Origin of the sequence: Pseudomonas sp. PsB (genome assembly GCF_043658375.1) — a bacterium.
Taxonomy (GTDB): Bacteria; Pseudomonadota; Gammaproteobacteria; order Pseudomonadales; family Pseudomonadaceae; genus Aquipseudomonas; species Aquipseudomonas putida_Z.
On record NZ_JBIGLU010000001.1, the window covers coordinates 526204 to 545217 of the forward strand.

At 63.9% G+C, this 19014-nt stretch carries 14 protein-coding genes; 11 read left to right on the forward strand and 3 right to left on the reverse strand.

The genetic code is table 11. The features are described 5' to 3' along the window. Positions 1-9 precede the first annotated feature (9 nt). The 9 genes from ACGLHT_RS02490 (at position 10) to ACGLHT_RS02530 (ending at position 13595) form a co-directional block, all read left to right on the forward strand. Positions 10-1011, forward strand: coding sequence for a pilus assembly protein PilP (locus ACGLHT_RS02490; RefSeq protein WP_137164748.1), 1002 nt, complete (start codon positions 10-12; stop codon positions 1009-1011). After that, a complete protein-coding gene (locus ACGLHT_RS02495) occupies positions 935-2203 on the forward strand; it encodes a type IV pilus secretin PilQ (protein ID WP_137162579.1) in 1269 nt (422 codons plus the stop codon). The genes ACGLHT_RS02490 and ACGLHT_RS02495 overlap by 77 nt, the downstream gene beginning before the upstream one ends. A gap of 4 nt (positions 2204-2207) precedes the next feature. Further along, a complete protein-coding gene (gene aroK, locus ACGLHT_RS02500) occupies positions 2208-2726 on the forward strand; it encodes a shikimate kinase AroK (RefSeq protein WP_025340956.1) in 519 nt (172 codons plus the stop codon). Positions 2727-2822: 96 nt separating this feature from the next. Next, positions 2823-3920 (forward strand): 3-dehydroquinate synthase, encoded by a 1098-nt coding sequence (aroB, locus tag ACGLHT_RS02505; RefSeq protein ID WP_274119835.1) that lies wholly within the window; start codon positions 2823-2825, stop codon positions 3918-3920. Between the two features lie 15 nt (positions 3921-3935). Next, on the forward strand, positions 3936-5570 hold the full coding sequence (locus ACGLHT_RS02510) for an SPOR domain-containing protein (protein ID WP_137162578.1): 1635 nt from the start codon (positions 3936-3938) through the stop codon (positions 5568-5570). A gap of 372 nt (positions 5571-5942) precedes the next feature. Then, positions 5943-10388, forward strand: coding sequence for a glutamate synthase large subunit (gene gltB / locus ACGLHT_RS02515; RefSeq protein ID WP_274078224.1), 4446 nt, complete (start codon positions 5943-5945; stop codon positions 10386-10388). Positions 10389-10494: 106 nt separating this feature from the next. Continuing rightward, positions 10495-11913, forward strand: coding sequence for an FAD-dependent oxidoreductase (locus tag ACGLHT_RS02520; RefSeq protein WP_013974599.1), 1419 nt, complete (start codon positions 10495-10497; stop codon positions 11911-11913). Between the two features lie 153 nt (positions 11914-12066). Next, a complete protein-coding gene (hemE, locus tag ACGLHT_RS02525) occupies positions 12067-13131 on the forward strand; it encodes a uroporphyrinogen decarboxylase (protein WP_025340953.1) in 1065 nt (354 codons plus the stop codon). Positions 13132-13247: 116 nt separating this feature from the next. Beyond that, the gene (locus tag ACGLHT_RS02530; protein WP_137162576.1) at positions 13248-13595 is read left to right on the forward strand and encodes a NirD/YgiW/YdeI family stress tolerance protein; all 348 of its coding nucleotides are present in this window, start codon (positions 13248-13250) and stop codon (positions 13593-13595) included. Between the two features lie 119 nt (positions 13596-13714). Here ACGLHT_RS02530 and ACGLHT_RS02535 read toward each other — a convergent pair whose 3' ends face one another. Then, positions 13715-14902 carry an MFS transporter gene (locus tag ACGLHT_RS02535; RefSeq protein WP_274119861.1) on the reverse strand — a complete coding sequence of 396 codons (1188 nt, stop codon included), beginning with the start codon at positions 14900-14902 and terminating at the stop codon, positions 13715-13717. Positions 14903-15068: 166 nt separating this feature from the next. Between ACGLHT_RS02535 and ACGLHT_RS02540 the strand changes: the two genes are divergently transcribed. Beyond that, entirely contained in the window at positions 15069-15962 is an 894-nt protein-coding gene (locus ACGLHT_RS02540) for a LysR family transcriptional regulator (RefSeq protein ID WP_274119836.1), read from the forward strand. A 110-nt stretch (positions 15963-16072) separates the two neighbouring features. Then, on the forward strand, positions 16073-16846 hold the full coding sequence (locus ACGLHT_RS02545) for a ParA family protein (protein WP_025340949.1): 774 nt from the start codon (positions 16073-16075) through the stop codon (positions 16844-16846). On the opposite strand, the gene trxC is transcribed toward ACGLHT_RS02545, so the two are convergent. Beyond that, on the reverse strand, positions 16843-17277 hold the full coding sequence (gene trxC, locus ACGLHT_RS02550; RefSeq protein ID WP_013974593.1) for a thioredoxin TrxC: 435 nt from the start codon (positions 17275-17277) through the stop codon (positions 16843-16845). The genes ACGLHT_RS02545 and trxC overlap by 4 nt on opposite strands. Positions 17278-17404: 127 nt before the next feature. Beyond that, positions 17405-18865, reverse strand: coding sequence for a protein adenylyltransferase SelO (gene selO, locus ACGLHT_RS02555; protein ID WP_137162574.1), 1461 nt, complete (start codon positions 18863-18865; stop codon positions 17405-17407). Positions 18866-19014 lie beyond the last annotated feature (149 nt).

Here is a 19014-nt window from a genome sequence, read left to right on the forward strand (position 1 = left end):
GCTGCACAGGTGCTCGGCTGGCTGGCCATGGCCGAGCGCTCCAGCCGCTTCAGGCAACTGACGCCAGTGCTGGTGGCCTTGGCGTTGTTCTGCCTGGGCTGCGCCATACGTCTCCCGGCAGCGCTGCAGCAGCAGGCGCAGGAGGAGGCTCGGCACGCCGAGTTGCACGAACAGCATTCAGCCGGCGCGGTGCAGCTGGCCGAGCTGGAGCAACTCCACGCGTCTGTGGCCATTGCCGAACGACGCTTGCGGGAGGCGCACTGGCACCTGGCGGCCGGGGAGGGCATGAGCGACCTGCTCGAGCGCCTGGCAGCGTCGGGGCATGCGCATGGTTTGCTCATCGAGCGCTTCGATGTACATGAAGACGAACAACAGGCTGGCTTGCGCAAGGTACCGCTGGAGCTACAGGTGGTGGGGCGATACGCGGCCTTGCGCCAGTGGTTGGGCGACTGGTTGGGCCAGGCGCGTGTGCTGCGCAGCGGTGACCTGCAGCTGGCTGCAGCCGATGGCAAGCCTGGCCTGCTGCGCCTGCAGTTGCGGGTTGATGCCTATCAGGCGCTGGCGCCAGTGCCGGAGCCTGCGATGCTTGCGCGCATGCCGGCCAGGGGCGTGACGGCAGCGCCCCCGGTGGACCCGTTTGCGCCCGGGGCGACGCGATTGACGGGTAGCGGGTTGGCCGACGTGCCTTTGGCGCAACTGGAGATGGTCGGCAGCCTGTCGCGTGGGGCGGAGCACGAAGCACTGCTGATGGCGGCCGGCAGGCTCTATCGCGTGCGCCCTGGTGACCGGGTCGGGCGCGACCAAGGTGTGGTGGCGAGGGTTGATCAAGCCCAGGTCGAAGTACGCGAACGGCTGTTCATGGCAGGGGTGTGGCATGAACGCACGGCGTTCATCACACTCGCAAAGCACCTGGGCAAGGAGGCCCCGGACGACGATGAAAACATTGATGAAATGGATGCTGGCAGCCCTGCTGCCGGTCCCGCTGGCGTCGGCGACGCCTTATCAGGGTGAACCACTGTCGCTGAACTTCCAGGATGTGGAAGTGCGCTCGGTGCTGCAGGTGCTGGCTGACTATGCCGGCGTCAACCTGGTAGCCAGCGATGCCGTGCAGGGTAGTGTCACCTTGCGTTTGCAGGACGTGCCATGGGACCAGGCGCTGGACCTGGTGCTGCGCAGCAAGGGCCTGGCCCGGCGCCAGGAGGGCAATGTGCTGCTGGTGGCGCCTGCGGCCGAGTTTGCCGCGCAGTCTGTCGATGCTCGTGTGGGCCAGGCGCTGGATGCGCAGTTGCAGCCGTTGCGCCGGGAGCTGTTGCCCATCCATCACGCCAAGGCCGCCGAACTTGCGGAGCTGCTGCTGGCGAGCCTGGCAGATGACGGCATACTCACCGGTCGGGGCAGCCTGAGTGTCGATGAGCGCACCAATACGCTGGTGGTGCATCAGCCGGCCGACCGCCTTGCCGAGCTGAGGCAACTGGTGGCGCAGCTGGATGTGCCGGTGCGTCAGGTGGCGATCGAGGCGCGTATCGTCGAGGCCAACGTCGATTACGAAAAAAGCCTGGGGGTGCGCTGGGGTGGGCCGCTTTACGTTGAAGACCCGCTGCCGGGCAAGGACCTGTTCGTCGACCTCGGGGTGGAGCGGGTGGGCGGCAGCATCGGCCTGGGCCTGCTGCGTGGCGACGTGCTGCTCGACCTGGAGCTCAGTGCCATGGAAAAGAGCGGCAACGGCGAAATCATCTCGCAGCCCAAGGTGGTCACGGCCGACAAGGAAACCGCCAGGATCCTCAAGGGTACCGAGGTGCCGTACCAGGAAACCAGCAAGAGCGGCGCTACCTCGGTAGCGTTCCGCGAAGCCTCGCTGTCGCTGGAGGTGACCCCGCAGATCACCCCGGACAACAAGGTGATCATGACCGTCAGGGTGACCAAGGACGAGCCGGATTACGTCAATGCCTTGAACAACGTACCGCCGATCCGCAAGAACGAGGTCAATGCCAAGGTTCGCGTGGTGGACGGTGAAACGATCGTGATTGGTGGTGTGTACTCGACTTCGCAAAACAATGTGGTCGACAAGGTGCCATTTTTCGGCGATCTGCCGTATGTTGGGCGGCTGTTTCGACGCGATGCATTACAAGAGAAAAAATCCGAGCTGCTGGTCTTCCTGACTCCGCGTATCATGAGTGACCAGGCGATTGCTGTGAGTCGTTGATTCTGTGCGAAATTTGATACTTGTGGGGCCCATGGGCGCTGGTAAAAGCACCATCGGACGCCTATTGGCCAAAGAGCTGCGCCTGCTGTTCAAGGATTCCGACAAGGAAATCGAACTGCGATGCGGCGCCAACATCCCGTGGATTTTCGACAAGGAAGGCGAGCCGGGTTTCCGTGACCGCGAGCAGGCGATGATCGCCGAGCTGTGCGCACTCGACGGCGTGGTCCTGGCGACCGGCGGTGGCGCGGTAATGCGCGAAGCCAACCGCCAGGCCCTGCACCAGGGTGGCCGGGTAATCTACCTGCATGCTTCGGTGGAACAGCAGGTTGGCCGCACCGCGCGTGATCGCAATCGCCCCCTGCTGCGCACCGCCAATCCCGAGGCGACCTTGCGCGCCCTGCTGGAAACCCGCGACCCGCTCTACCGCGAGATCGCCGACCTGGTAGTGGAAACCGACGAGCGGCCGCCACGCATGGTGGTGATCGATATTCTCGAGCGCTTGCAGCAGTTGCCGCCCCGTTAGCCCGGGACTATTCTCGGCCACCAGCGCCGAGGCGAGGTTCAACGTTACCGCGCGGGTGCCTGAACGGCGCCGCGCCCAAGTACATTGTGGGGATACATGCAGACACTAAAGGTCGACCTGGGCGAGCGTAGCTACCCGATCTACATTGGCGAAGGCCTGCTGGACCAGCCCGAGCTGCTGGCGCCGCACATCGCCGGGCGGCAGGTTGCCATCGTTTCCAACGAGACCGTCGCGCCCCTGTATCTCGAACGCCTGAGCAAGACCCTGGGTGCCTATTCGGTGCTGCCGGTGGTATTGCCCGATGGCGAAGCCCACAAGAACTGGGAAACCCTGCAACTGATCTTCGATGGCCTGCTGACTGCACGGCACGACCGCCGCACCACCGTGGTCGCCTTGGGTGGCGGCGTGATCGGTGATATGGCCGGCTTCGCTGCCGCCTGCTACCAGCGCGGCGTCGACTTCATCCAGGTGCCGACCACCTTGCTGTCCCAGGTCGACTCTTCGGTCGGCGGCAAGACCGGCATCAACCACCCGCTGGGCAAGAACATGGTCGGTGCCTTCTACCAGCCCAATGCGGTGCTGATCGACACCACCAGCCTCAAGACCCTGCCGGCGCGCGAGCTGTCCGCAGGCCTGGCCGAAGTGATCAAGTACGGCCTGATCTGCGACAAGCCGTTCCTCGCCTGGCTCGAGGACAATATGCAGGCGCTGCGTGCCCTCGACCCGGTGGCGCTGACCGAAGCCATCCGCCGCTCCTGCGCGGCCAAGGCCGCGGTGGTGGGTGCCGACGAGCGCGAGTCTGGCGTACGCGCCACGCTGAACCTGGGGCATACCTTCGGGCATGCCATCGAGACCCACATGAGTTACGGCGTGTGGCTGCACGGCGAAGCCGTGGCGGCAGGCACGGTGATGGCCCTGGAGATGTCCATGCGCCTTGGCTGGATCGACCAGGCCGAGCGCGATCGCGGAATCCGCCTGTTGCAGGACGCAGGTTTGCCGGTGGTGCCACCACAGGAAATGACCCCGGCGCATTTCATGGAGCACATGGCGGTCGACAAGAAGGTGCTCGACGGCCGTCTGCGTCTGGTGCTGCTGCGCCAGATGGGCGAGGCCGTGGTGACCGACGACTATCCGAAAGAGATTCTACAGGCCACGTTGTCGGCGGATTACCGCGCGATCGTGGCCCAGCTTTGAGGTTGTGACAGCGCAATGACCAGTTTGCATGCCGATGAGGCCTTTCTCGACCATTACCAGTTGAGCCACGATCCGTTCGCGCCCCGCGTGCCCGGCTTCAAGTTCTTCCCGGCCCAGCGCAAGCCCGTGCTCGGCCAACTGCACCACCTGGCGCGCTACAGCCAGCTGATGCTGGTTGTCACCGGCCCGCTGGGCAGCGGCAAGACCCTGCTGCGCCAGGCCCTGGTGGCCAGTACCAACAAGCAGGCGGTGCAGAGCGTGGTGGTGTCCGCCCGTGGCGCCAGCGATGCCGCCAGCGTACTCGGCCAGGTCGCGCAGAGCCTGGATGTGGCCGAGGCCGAAATGCAGGCGATCCTGGCCAAGGTGGTGCAACTGGCACTGACCGGCCAGGAAGTGTACTTGCTGGTGGACGATGCGGAACAACTCGACGAGTCGGCACTCCAAGCGTTGCTGGAATTGGCGGCGGGTGTGCCGGAAGGGCGCCCGCATGTGTTCCTGTTCGGTGAGCCGTCGCTGATTGCCGGGCTGGACGAGATCAATATCGAGGAAGAACGCTTCCACATCATCGAACTCGCCCCCTACAGTGAAGAAGAAACCCGCGAGTACCTGGAGCAGCGCCTGGAAGGTGCTGGCCGGGGCATCGAGGTGTTCAGCCGTGAACAGATCGTCGATATCCATGAAAACTCTGACGGCTGGCCTGGCAACATCAACCAGGTCGCCCGTGACACTTTGATCGAAGCCATGATCGCCAGCCGCTCGACGGCCAAGCGACCATCCATGGGGTTCAAGATGCCTAAAAAACATGTGCTCGCGCTGTCCGCTGTGGTTGTGGTCGCCGTTGCGGCCGCGGTGTTGATGCCGAAGAAAGGTGACAAGGCGCCTGCCGAAGCGCCTGCCGCCCAGGCCCAGTTGCCGCTTGGCGAGGGCCAGGGCAATGGTGGCAACCCGGCCATCGAGTTCTCGGGTTCGTCCCAGCCGATGCCGCTGCCGCTGGTTGGCCAGTCGCAGCCGGTGATGCGCGAGCCGCTGGCCCAGGCCGCGGGCATGGGTGAGGGTGAAGAGGGCAGCCCGGCCGGTGATACCGCCCTGCAGCCAGGCAACCCGCCGCCAACCGTGACCACCATCGCACCGCCGCAAGGTGTGCCAGCGGGCCCGGCACCGGTACCTGCCCAGCCAGTAGCCGCGGCGCCAGCCCAGCCGGTACAGCCGCAACCGCAGCCGGTTGCGCCTGCGCCAAAACCTGTCGCAACCCAGCCAGCCAAGCCGGTTGCGCCAGCCAAGCCTGCACCAGCACCGACTCAGGTCGCCGTGGCCAAGCCGGCCGCCAAACCTGTCGAGAAGCCGGCCACCGGTGGCAGCGGTAACAGCGGCTGGTACGCCGGGCAGAAACCGGGCAATTACGTGGTGCAGATCCTGGGTACCAGCTCCGAGGCTTCGGCCCAGGCGTTCGTCAAGGCCCAGGGTGGCGACTATCGCTACTTCAAGAAAAACCTGCAGGGCAAGCCGCTGTACGTAGTCACTTACGGCAACTTCGCCAACCGCGACGCAGCAGTTGCGGCAATCAAGAACTTGCCAGCGAAGGTCCAGGCTGGTAAACCTTGGCCACGTACCGTCGCCAGCGTCCAACAAGAGCTGGCCTCGGCCCGCTGATACCTTCCGGGCGGCACCACCCCGCCGCCCAGTTGCTGAGCGATTACCGACTTTCGACTAGCCTGCTGCGTTGTCACGCGGCAGGCTTTTCTGTCCCAGACTGCTTGCCACAAGCCTTACTTGCAGTCATGGCTGAAACGCTTCAGACTCGAGCCAAGCCGCTATCACGGCGCATGGCGCAAAAACATTCAAAATTGCGACATAAATTTTCAATGGTGAGACATGAAAATTTGTGGGCATCGCTGTCGCTGTGCAACAATGGTTTTCCATGGCCACCGCAAAAAAGCTGGCGTTTGATCGGCGTGGATGGTAAGTGGTTGTTAAAAAAGAGATTTACCTCCGTTGAGAGGTGAACCTGGTGAGAATGTGTCTATGAAAACAGGTCTGTACCATCCCGAAGAATTCAAGGACAACTGTGGTTTTGGCCTGATCGCCCATATGACGGGCGAACCGAGCCACCACCTTCTGCAAACCGCCATGCAGGCACTGACCTGCATGACGCACCGCGGCGGTATCAACGCCGACGGCAAGACCGGTGACGGTTGCGGTCTGCTCATGCAGAAGCCCGATCAATTCCTGCGTGCCGTGGCCCAGGAGCACTTCGCTGTCGAGCTGCCCAAGCAGTACGCCGTCGGCATGGTGTTCTTCAACCAGGACCCGGTCAAAGCCGAAGCCGCCCGCGCCAACATGGACCGCGAAATCCTCGCTGCTGGCCTGAAGCTGGTCGGCTGGCGCAAGGTGCCGATCGATACCAGCGTGCTCGGCCGCCTGGCCCTTGAGCGCCTGCCGCAGATCGAGCAGGTATTCATCGGCGGTGAAGGCCTGAGCGACCAGGAATTCGCCATCAAGCTGTTCAGTGCCCGTCGCCGTTCGTCCGTGGCCAACGCCCACGACGCCGACCACTACATCTGCAGCTTCTCGCACAAGACCATCATCTACAAAGGCCTGATGATGCCGCGCGATCTCGCGGCCTTCTACCCAGACCTGGGTGACGAGCGCCTGCAAACCGCGATCTGCGTGTTCCACCAGCGCTTCTCCACCAACACCCTGCCGAAATGGCCGCTGGCGCAGCCGTTCCGCTTCCTCGCCCACAACGGCGAGATCAACACCATCACCGGCAACCGCAACTGGGCCATGGCCCGTCGCACCAAGTTCGCCAACGACCTGATCCCCGACCTCGACGAGCTCGGCCCGCTGGTCAACCGCGTCGGTTCCGACTCCTCGAGCATGGACAACATGCTGGAGCTGATGGTCACTGGCGGCATCGACCTGTTCCGTGGCGTGCGCATGCTGGTACCGCCAGCCTGGCAGAACGTCGAGACCATGGACGCCGACCTGCGCGCCTTCTACGAATACAACTCCATGCACATGGAGCCGTGGGATGGCCCGGCCGGTATCGTAATGACCGAAGGCCGCCATGCGGTGTGCCTGCTCGACCGTAACGGCCTGCGCCCGGCGCGCTGGGTGACCACCAAGAACGGCTACATCACCCTGGCGTCGGAAATCGGCGTATGGGACTACAAGCCCGAGGACGTCATCGCCAAGGGCCGCGTCGGCCCGGGCCAGATCTTCGCCGTGGACACCGAAACCGGCCAGATCCTCGACACCGACGCCATCGACAACCGTCTGAAGTCGCGCCACCCGTACAAGCGCTGGCTGCGTCAGCACGCCACGCGCATCCAGGCGACGCTGACCGATGACCAGGGCGTGGCCAGCTACGACGCTGACCAGCTCAAGCAGTACATGAAAATGTTCCAGGTCACCTTCGAAGAGCGTGACCAGGTGCTGCGCCCGCTCGGCGAGCAGGGCCAGGAAGCGGTCGGTTCGATGGGTGACGACACGCCAATGGCCGTGCTGTCGCAGCGCGTGCGTTCGCCGTACGACTTCTTCCGCCAGCAGTTCGCCCAGGTGACCAACCCGCCGATCGACCCGCTGCGCGAAGCGATCGTCATGTCCCTGGAAATCTGCCTGGGTGCCGAGCGCAACATCTTCCAGGAATCCCCGGAGCACGCTTCGCGGGTAATCCTCAGCTCGCCGGTCATCTCGCCCGCCAAGTGGCGTTCGCTGATGAACCTGGAGCGCGAAGGTTTCGACCGCCAGCTGATCGACCTCAACTATGAAGAGAGCGTCGGCCTGGAAGCGGCCATCCGCAACATCGCCGACCAGGCTGAAGAAGCCGTGCGCGCTGGCAAGACCCAGCTGGTGCTGAGCGACCGCTACATCGCCCCGGGCAAGCTGCCGGTGCACGCCTCGCTGGCCGTTGGTGCGGTGCACCACCGCCTGACCGAACAGGGCCTGCGTTGCGACAGCAACATCCTGGTGGAAACCGCCACCGCCCGCGACCCGCACCACTTCGCCGTGCTGCTGGGCTTCGGTGCCTCGGCCGTTTACCCGTACCTGGCCTATGAAGTGCTGGCTGACCTGATCCGTACTGGCGAAGTGCTGGGCGACCTGGACGAAGTCTTCAAGTACTACCGCAAGGGCATCTCCAAGGGCCTGCTGAAGATCCTGTCGAAGATGGGTATCTCCACCATCGCCTCGTACCGTGGCGCGCAGCTGTTCGAAGCCATCGGCCTGGCCGAGGAAGTGGTGGGCCTGAGCTTCAAGGGCGTTTCCAGCCGCATCAAGGGTGCGCGTTTCGCAGACCTGGAAAGCGACCAGAAGCTGCTGGCAGCCGAAGCCTGGAGCGCGCGCAAGCCGATCCAGCAAGGCGGCCTGCTGAAGTTCGTCCACGGTGGCGAATACCACGCCTACAACCCGGACGTGGTCAACACCCTGCAGGCCGCCGTGCAGCAGGGCGACTACGCCAAGTTCAAGGAATACACCACGCTGGTCGACCAGCGCCCGGTGTCGATGATCCGCGACCTGCTGAAGGTGAAAGTGGCCGACCAGCCACTGCCGCTGGAGCAGATCGAGCCGCTGGAGGCGATCCTCAAGCGCTTCGACTCCGCCGGTATCTCGCTGGGTGCTCTGTCGCCAGAGGCCCACGAAGCGCTGGCCGAGGCGATGAACCGCCTGGGCGCGCGTTCCAACTCTGGCGAGGGCGGTGAAGACCCGTCGCGCTACGGCACCATCAAGAGCTCGAAGATCAAGCAGGTGGCCACCGGCCGCTTTGGCGTGACCCCGGAGTACCTGGTCAACGCCGAAGTGCTGCAGATCAAGGTTGCCCAGGGCGCCAAGCCCGGTGAAGGCGGCCAGCTGCCAGGCGGCAAGGTCAACGGCCTGATCGCCAAGCTGCGTTACGCGGTACCGGGCGTGACCCTGATCTCGCCACCGCCGCACCACGACATCTACTCGATCGAAGACCTGGCCCAGCTGATCTACGACCTCAAGCAGGTCAACCCGCAGGCCCTGGTTTCGGTCAAGCTGGTGGCAGAAGCCGGCGTCGGCACCATCGCCGCCGGTGTGGCCAAGGCCTATGCCGACCTGATCACCATCTCCGGCTACGACGGTGGTACCGGTGCTTCGCCGCTGACCTCGATCAAGTACGCCGGCGCCCCATGGGAGCTGGGCCTGGCCGAGACCCACCAGACCCTGCGCGGCAACGACCTGCGCGGCAAGGTACGGGTACAGACCGACGGTGGCCTGAAGACCGGCCTGGACGTGATCAAGGCAGCCATCCTCGGCGCCGAAAGCTTCGGCTTCGGTACCGCGCCGATGATCGCCCTGGGCTGCAAGTACTTGCGCATCTGCCACCTGAACAACTGCGCCACCGGTGTGGCCACCCAGAACGACAAGCTGCGCAAGGACCACTACATCGGCACCGTCGACATGGTGATCAACTTCTTCACCTTCGTCGCCGAAGAAACCCGTGAGTGGCTGGCCAAGCTGGGCGTGCGCAGCCTCGGCGAGCTGATCGGCCGTACCGACCTGCTCGACGTGCTGCCAGGCGATACCGAGCGCCAGCAGTACCTGGACCTGTCGCCGCTGCTGGGCAGCTCGCACATCCCGGCTGACAAGCCGCAGTTCTGCGAAGTCGACAAGAACCCGCCGTTCGACCAGGGCGAGCTGGCCGAGAAAATGGTGGAAATGGCCATGCCGGCCATCCGCGACCAGGCCGGTGGCGAGTTCAGCCTCGACATCTGCAACTGCGACCGCTCCATCGGTGCGCGGGTGTCGGGCGAAATCGCCCGCCTGCATGGCAACCAGGGCATGGCCGCGGCGCCGATCACCTTCCGCTTCAAGGGTACTGCGGGCCAGAGCTTCGGCGTGTGGAACGCCGGTGGCCTGAACCTGCACCTGGAAGGCGACGCCAACGACTACGTCGGCAAGGGCATGACCGGTGGCAAGGTCACCATCGTGCCGCCAGCCGGCAGCCCGTTCGAAACCCAGCACAGCGCCATCGTCGGCAACACCTGCCTGTACGGCGCCACCGGCGGCAAGCTGTTCGCCGCTGGTACTGCTGGCGAGCGCTTCGCTGTACGTAACTCCGGCGCCCACGCTATTGTCGAGGGCACTGGCGATCACTGCTGTGAATACATGACCGGCGGCTTTGTCTGCGTGCTGGGCAAGACCGGTTACAACTTCGGTTCTGGCATGACTGGCGGCTTCGCCTACGTGCTCGACATGGACAATACCTTCGTCGACAAGCTCAACCATGAGCTGGTGGAAATCCAGCGTATCAGTGGTGAAGCGATGGAGGCCTACCGCAGCCACCTGGCGCGGGTCCTTGCCGAGTACGTGGAAGAGACCGGCAGCGAGTGGGGGCGTGAGCTCTCGGAGAACCTGGACGACTACGTGCGGCGCTTCTGGCTGGTCAAGCCGAAGGCAGCCAACCTGAAGCAACTGCTGTCCAGCACCCGTGCCAACCCGCAGTAACAACAGCTGCAAGTGACGGCCCCGTGCGCGGGGCCTGTCGTGCTCAAGTGATCGTCTTGCAGCTTGCAGCCTGAGGCTGGCAACTGCGGTAAAGAGGTTTTGAAAAATGGCTGAACGTCTGAACAACGACTTCCAGTTCATCGAAGTGGGCCGCAAGGACCCGAAGAAAAAGCTGCTGCGCCAGCGCAAGAAGGAGTTCGTGGAAATCTACGAGCCGTTCAAGCCGCAGCAGTCCGTGGAGCAGGCGCACCGCTGCCTGGGCTGCGGTAACCCGTATTGCGAATGGAAGTGCCCGGTACACAACTTCATCCCCAACTGGTTGAAGCTGGTTTCCGAAGGCAACATCCTGGCCGCGGCGGAACTGTCGCACCAGACCAACACCCTGCCGGAAGTGTGCGGCCGCGTATGCCCGCAGGACCGCCTGTGCGAGGGTGCCTGCACCCTGAACGACGGCTTCGGTGCGGTGACCATCGGCTCGGTGGAGAAGTACATCACCGACACCGCCTTCGCCATGGGCTGGCGCCCGGACATGTCCAAGGTCAAGCCAACCGGCAAGCGCGTCGCCATCATCGGTGCCGGCCCGGCCGGCCTGGGCTGTGCCGACGTGCTGGTACGTGCCGGCGTGACCCCGGTGGTGTTCGACCGCAACCCGGAAATCGGCGGCCTGCTGACCTTCGGTATTCCCGAGTTCAAGCTGGAAAAGACCGTGCTCAGCAACCGCCGTGAAGTGTTCACCGGCATGGGCATCGAGTTCCGCCTGAACACCGAGGTGGGCAAGGACGTGACCATGGAGCAACTGCTCGCCGAGTACGACGCGGTGTTCATGGGCATGGGTACCTACACCTACATGAAGGGCGGCTTCCCGGGCGAGGACCTGCCGGGCGTGCATGATGCGCTGGACTTCCTGATCGCCAACGTCAACCGCAACCTGGGCTTCGAGAAGTCGCCGGAAGACTTCGTCGACATGCAGGGCAAGAAGGTGGTGGTACTGGGCGGTGGTGACACCGCGATGGACTGCAACCGCACCTCGATCCGCCAGGGCGCCAAGTCGGTGACCTGCGCCTATCGCCGTGACGAGGCCAACATGCCGGGCTCGCGTCGTGAGGTGAAGAACGCCAAGGAAGAGGGCGTGAAGTTCCTCTACAACCGCCAGCCTATCGCCATTGTCGGCGAGGACAAGGTCGAAGGCGTGAAGGTGGTCGAGACTCGTCTCGGCGAGCCGGATGCCCGTGGCCGTCGCAGCCCGGAGCCGATCCCGGGGTCTGAAGAGATCCTGCCGGCCGATGCCGTGGTCATCGCCTTCGGCTTCCGCCCAAGCCCGGCGCCGTGGTTCGAGCAGCATGGCATCCAGCTGGATAGCCAGGGCCGCGTGGTGGCACCGGAGAAGGGCAAGTTCAAGCACCAGACCAGCAACCCGAAAGTGTTTGCCGGTGGCGACATGGTGCGTGGGTCGGACCTGGTGGTGACGGCTATCTTCGAAGGGCGTACTGCTGCTGAGGGTATCCTGGACTACCTGGAAGTCTGATCGATTGTCGGGGCTGCAAAGCAGCCCCCAAAGGCATTTTTGTATACAAAAATCCTTGATCCATGGCATCCAATAGACAAAACGCATGGCCTTGACCGTGCCTTTTGCGCTGGCGTCTGAGAAAATGCCCGCACTATTTTTCCGGATGCCGACATGACTGCCCTGAAGAACGATCGTTTCCTGCGTGCACTGCTCAAGCAACCCGTAGACGTCACCCCGGTGTGGATGATGCGCCAGGCCGGCCGCTACCTGCCGGAGTACCGCGCCAGCCGCGCCAAGGCCGGTGACTTCATGAGCCTGTGCATGAACCCGCAGTTCGCCTGCGAGGTCACCCTGCAGCCGCTGGACCGCTACCCGCTGGATGCGGCGATCCTGTTCTCGGACATCCTCACCATCCCCGATGCCATGGGCCTGGGCCTGTACTTCGAAAGCGGCGAAGGCCCGCGTTTCAAGAAGGTCATCAGCACCCCGGCCGACATCGAAGCGCTGCCGATCCCCGACCCGCAGAAAGACCTTGGCTACGTGATGGATGCGGTCAGCACCATCCGCCGCGAGCTCAACGGCCGCGTGCCGCTGATCGGGTTCTCCGGCAGCCCGTGGACCCTGGCCACCTACATGGTCGAAGGCGGCTCGTCGAAGGACTTCCGCAAGACCAAGGCCATGGCCTACGACAACCCGCAGGCACTGCACCTGCTGCTGGACAAGCTGGCCCAGTCGGTCACCAGCTACCTCAACGGCCAGATCCTCGCTGGTGCCCAGGCCGTGCAGATTTTCGACACCTGGGGCGGCAACCTGTCGGCGGCGGCTTACCAGGAGTTCTCCCTGGCCTACATGCGCAAGATCGTCAGCGGCCTGATCCGCGAGCACGAAGGGCGCAAGGTGCCGGTGATCCTGTTCACCAAGAACGGCGGCCTGTGGCTGGAAAGCATCGCCGAAGCCGGCGCCGACGCGCTGGGCCTGGACTGGACCTGCGAGATCGGCGATGCCCGCCGCCGCGTGGGTGACAAGGTGGCGCTGCAGGGCAACATGGACCCGACCGTGCTGTACGCCAAGCCCGAGGCCATCCGCAAGGAAGTGGCGCGTATCCTGGCCAGCTATGGCCACGGCACAGGCCATGTGTTCAACCTGGGCCACGGCATCACACCGGAAGTCGACCCAGAGCACGCCGGCGTGTTCATCAACGCCGTGCATGAGCTGTCGGCGCAATACCATCAGTGAATTGATCTCTGAACACGAAAGCCCGGCCATGTGCCGGGCTTTTTGTTGCATTAAGTTTTAATTCAGCGATCGTCGTTAATCTGGTCCCATCGAAACCGAAACAGGACCTGTTCCTCATGAAAGCACGTTATCTTGCGTTGATCCTCGCCCCCTTGTTCAGCACTGCTGCCTTGGCTGCCGGTTATACCGGCCCCGGTGCCCAGTCCGTCACCACCGTATCTGCGGCCAACGATGCTGCCGACGACACCCCAGTGGTGCTGCAAGGCTTCGTGACCAAGAAGATCAACAACGACGACAAGTACGAGTTCAAGGACAACACCGGCACCATCACCGTGGAAATCGATGATGAAGACCTGCCGCCGACGCCGTTCAACGACAAGACCAAGGTCAAGCTGACCGGTGAGGTGGAGAAGCACCTGATGAGCCGGGAAGTGGATGTGGATATGGTCGAGATCATCAACTGATCCGAGATTTTGGGGCTGCTTTGCAGCCCATCGCGACACAAGGCCGCTCCTACAGGGAATCGCGTTCCACTGTAGGAGCGGCCTTGTGTCGCGATGGGCCGCAAAGCGGCCCCCGAGGGTCAGCTCGATTTAGGTGGCAGCTTGCTCAGGTGCAGCGCCACCAGCAACGCTACCGCCAGCAGGCTGCCAATGAACAGCCCGATGCCATTCCAGCCCCACTGGTGCCAAAACACCCCGCCCGCCGTACCGGCCACGCTCGACCCGGCGTAATAGCTGAACAGGTACAACGACGACGCCTGCCCCTTGGCCTTCAAAGCCCTGCGGCCGATCCAGCTGCTGGCCACCGAGTGCGCGCCAAAAAAGCCGAAGGTGAACACCAGCATACCGACGATCACCATCGCCAGCGGGCTAGCCAGGGTCATCAGCAAGCCGCCCGCCATCACCACGATACTGGCCCAGAACACCTTGCGCCGGCCCAGTTTGTCAGCCAGTGCGCCGACCTGCGCCGAGCTGTAGATGCCAGACAGGTACACCACTGACAGCAAACCGACCAGCGCCTGGTTCATGTGATAGGGCTCGGCCAGCAGGCGGTAGCCGATGTAGTTGAACAGGGTGACGAAGGCGCCCATCAGCAGGAAGGCTTCGAGGAACAGCCAGGGCAGGCCGGCATCCCTGAAGTGCATGACGAAGCCATCCAGCAGGCTGCGTGGGTTCATCGCCTGCGGGCGGAAATTGCGCGATTCGGGCAGCACCTTCCAGAACACCAGCGCCGCCACCAGGGCCAGGCCGCCGATGGTCAGCATCGCCGTGTGCCAGCTGACGAAGTCGATCAGCACGCCGGTGATCAGGCGCCCGCTCATGCCGCCAATGGCGTTGCCGCCGATGTACAGGCCCATGGCCAGGCCGATGTGCTGCGGGTGGATCTCTTCGCTCAGGTAGGTCATCGCCACCGCCGCCAGGCCGCTCAGCGACAGGCCGACCAGGGCGCGGGTGGCCAGTACCAGCTCCCAGCTCGGCATCACCGCGCTGGCCAGGGTTGAAAGGGCGGCGCAGGCCAGGGCAAACACCATCACCGGCTTGCGCCCGATGCGGTCGGAGATAGGGCCGGTGATCAGCAGGCCGAAGGCAAGCATGGCTGTGGAGACCGACAGCACCAGGCTGCTCTGCGCCGCATTGATGGCAAATTCCTTCGACAGCAACGGCATCATCGGCTGCACGCAGTACAGCAGGGCGAAGGTGGCGAAGCCGCCGCTGAATAGCGCCAGCACGGTCTTCATGAAGGCGGGGGTGCCTTTTTCGATCCACATTTCGTTCAGCGGGACAGGTTCTGGCTCGGCGGGAAGGGGAGCTACAGCAGTTTTCACGGGCGGGTACCTCTGGCGCAATGAAAAAAAGCATATAGCTGGCTAATGATTAGATCCAATATATTGTTCGACCTATTTGAGACGTTATACGACCTGTTCGGAGCTGATCATGGAACTGCGCCATTTGCGTTACTTCATCGCCGTGGCCGAAGAGCTGCATTTTGGCCGCGCTGCCCAGCAGCTGGGCATTTCGCAGCCACCCTTGAGTCAGCAGATCCAGGCGCTGGAGCAGGAACTGGGGGCCCGCCTGTTCGAGCGTACCAACCGTCGGGTCGAGCTAAGCGAGGCGGGGCGGTTGTTCCTCGAGGAAGCCCGCCAGGTGCTGGCGCAGGTGGAAAAGGCCGCCGATGTCGCCCGGCGTGCGCAGTTGGGGGAGCTGGGGGAGATGAAGATCGGCTTTACCTCGTCGGCACCGTTCACCTCGAAGATCCCCAAGGCCATCCACGCGTTTCGCCAGCGCTTCCCGGCGGTGCACCTGAACCTCAAGGAAATGAGCAGTCGCGACGTGGCAGAAGGGGTGTTCGACGAGTCCATCGAGGTCGGGCTGATGCGGCCGATGCCGCTGCCGGAAGGGCTGGTGGCCACCGAGTTGTTTCGCGAGCCGCTGGTGGCAGTGATCAATGCCTCGCATCCATTGGCCGAAGGCACGGAGCATGGCGTGCACATGGCCGCGCTGGCCAATGAGCCGTTCGTGTTCTTCCCGCGCAGCTATGGCAGCGGGTTGCACGCACAGTTGCTGAGCCTGGCGCGCCAGGCGGGTTTCAGCCCGCATTTTGCCCAGGAGGCGGGGGAGGCGATGACCATCATCGGGCTGGTATCGGCAGGGCTTGGGGTATCGGTGCTGCCGGCGTCGTTCCAGCGCATGCGCATCGAGGGGGTGGTCTATCGCACGCTGCTGGATGAAGGGGCGATGTCGGCGGTGTGGCTGGTGCAGCGCGAGCGCGGGGGTTCGGCGATGGCCAAGGCGTTTGCCGAACTGGTCACCGGGCAGGCCTATATCTGACGGCTTGCTTTTTGTCAGGGCGGCCTCTGCAGACCACACGGCAAATGGCACTGGTCATTGCCGCAGCGGCGCCACATACTCGGGCATTCGTTGATACACGGAGGTCAATCATGCGGCGCGTGGTGTTCAATCAGAAAGGTGGTGTGGGCAAGTCGAGCATCGCTTGCAACCTGGCGGCGGTGAGCGCCAGCGAAGGTTATCGGACCCTGCTGATCGACCTGGATGCCCAGGCCAACTCGACCCAGTACCTGACTGGCCTGACCGGCGACGATATCCCCATGGGCATCGCCGACTTCTTCAAGCAAAGCCTGTCCAGCGGGCCGTTCAGCAAGAAGAACCAGGTCGATATCTACGAAACCCCGTTCGACAACCTGCACGTGGTCACCGCCACGGCCGAGCTGGCCGATCTGCAGCCGAAGCTTGAGGCGAAGCACAAGATCAACAAGCTGCGTAAGTTGCTCGACGAACTGGACGAGGACTACGAGCGCATTTACATCGATACCCCGCCAGCGCTGAACTTCTATGCGGTTTCCGCACTGATCGCCGCCGATCGCGTGCTGATTCCTTTCGACTGCGACAGCTTTTCGCGCCAGGCCCTGTATGGCCTGCTGGCCGAGATCGAAGAACTCAAGGAAGACCACAACGAAGACCTGGTGGTCGAAGGCATCGTGGTCAACCAGTTCCAGTCCCGCGCCAGCCTGCCACAGCAAATGCTCGACGAGCTGCTGGCCGAAGGGCTCCCGGTGCTACCGGTGTACCTGGGCAGCTCGGTGAAGATGCGTGAGTCGCACCATGCCAGCCTTCCGCTGATTCACCTGGAGCCCAGGCACAAGCTGACCCAGCAGTTTGTCGAGTTGCATTCGCTGCTCGAAGAGAACGCTTAGACCCCCTGGCTACGCAACCACTCCAGCAATGACTGGAGTGGAAACGCCCCGGCCTGACGGCTGACTTCACGGCCATTCTTGAACAGCAGCAGGCTGGGGATCGAGCGGATGCCCAGTTGCCCGGCCAGGTTGCGGTTGGCTTCGCTGTCGAGCTTGGCCAGGCGGCAGCGGCCGGCCAGTTGGCGGGCGGCCTGTTCGAAGGTGGGGGCGAAGGATTTGCACGGACCGCACCAATCCGCCCAGATGTCGACCAGCAGTGGCAGGTCGCCTTTGATCTGGCTGGCGTAGCTGGCTTCGGTGAGTTCGAAGGGGGTGCTCAGCAGCACGTCCTGTTTGCAGCGGCCGCATTTCGGCGCGTCGCCCAGGCGCTCGGCGGGCAGGCGGTTGAGTCCGTTGCAGTGGGGGCAGGGGATTACCAGTGGTTCGGACATGTCGTTTCCTTGAGGTTTTTGGGGCTGCTTTGCAGCCCATCGCGACACAAGGCCGCTCCTACAGGAGTCCGCGTACCCTTGTAGGAGCGGCCTTGTGTCGCGATGGGCCGCGCAGCGGCCCCAGGATTCATGATGAGCAGCTGATTTCCAGGTGCTTGCCCCATTCCGGCGGGCGTTCGGCATAGCCCTGCATCCCGGCCTGCTCCTCGAACGGGCGGCTCAGCACCTCATGCAGCTGTCGCACTTCACTGTAATCCCCCGCTTCGGCCGCTTCGATGGCTTTCTGTGCCAGGTAGTTGCGCAGCACGTACAGCGGGTTCACCGCATGCATGCGCTCACGCCGCCCTTCGGCATTATCCGCTTCGCGCTCGCAGCGGGCCAGGTAGTCCGCCCCCCAGGCATCGAAACCGGCCAGGTCGATGAAGTCGTCACGCACCACCTTCAGCGCCTCGGCCACGGGCTGATCGCCCAGCTTGCGGAAGAACAGGTTGTAGTCCACACCACCGCTTTGCATGCGCTGCAGCAGGCGCTCGACCAACGCCATGTCGTCCTCTTCCGCGGTAGCCAGGCCCAGGCGCCGGCGCATCAGGTCCAGGTAGTGTGCCTGGTACAGCGGCAGGAACAGGCCCAACGCCTCCTTGAGCGGTTCGACTTCGATCACCGTGGTCAGCGCCTGGGCCAGCGCACTGAGGTTCCAGTGGGCGATCGGTACCTGGTTGGCGTAGCTGTAGCGGCCACGGTCGTCGGAGTGGTTGCAGATGAAGTTGGCGTCGAAGTCGTCGAGGAAGGCGTACGGGCCGAAGTCGAAGGTGATGCCGAGGATCGACATGTTGTCGGTGTTCATTACCCCGTGGCAGAAACCATAGGCCTGCCAACGGGCGATCAGCTCGGCATTGCGCTCGACGATGGTGCGGAACATGGCCAGGTACGGCTGCTCGGCATCGCGGCATTCGGGGTAGTGCTGCTCCAGCACGTGGTCGATGAGCACGCGCTGCTGTTCTGGCTGCCTGGTGTAGTAGAAGTATTCGAAATGCCCGAAACGCACATGGCTCTGCGCCAGGCGGGTGAGCATGGCCGCGCTTTCGCGGGTTTCGCGCCACACCGGGGTGCTCGAGCCGATCACGCACAGTGCCCGGCTGCTGGGAATGCCCAGGGCGTGCAGGGCCTCGGAGGCGAGGAACTCGCGGATCGAGGAACGCAGCACGGCGCGGCCGTCGCCCATGCGCGAGTAGGGCGTTTGCCCGGCACCCTTGAGGTGCAGGTCCCAGTGCTCGCCCTGGTCATTCAGCACTTCGGCCAGCAGCAGGCCGCGGCCATCACCCAGGCGCGGGTTGTAGGAGCCGAACTGATGGCCGGAATAGACCATCGCCCGCGGGTCGGCCTCTTCCCATAGCTTGTGGCCGCTGAACAGCTCGGCGAAAACCGGCAGCTCTGCCTGGGCCGGGTCGAGGTCGAGCAGCGCCATGGCCGACTCGCTCGCTACCACCAGGCGTGGGTCTGCGATGGGTTCGGGCAGGACCTGGGTGGAGAACGCATCGCCCAGGCGGGCGAAGCGATTGTCGAAGGTGAGTTGGTCGAGGGCTTTCACGGGGCCGGCTCCAGAAATTGATGGACTGGGGCCGCTTTGCGGCCCTTCGCGGGCAAGCCCGCTCCCACAGGTATTGCGCAGTGCCTGAGAGCGGCGCGGCCCTTGTGGGAGCGGGCGCGCCCGCGAACGAGGGCGAAGCCCTCGCAGGG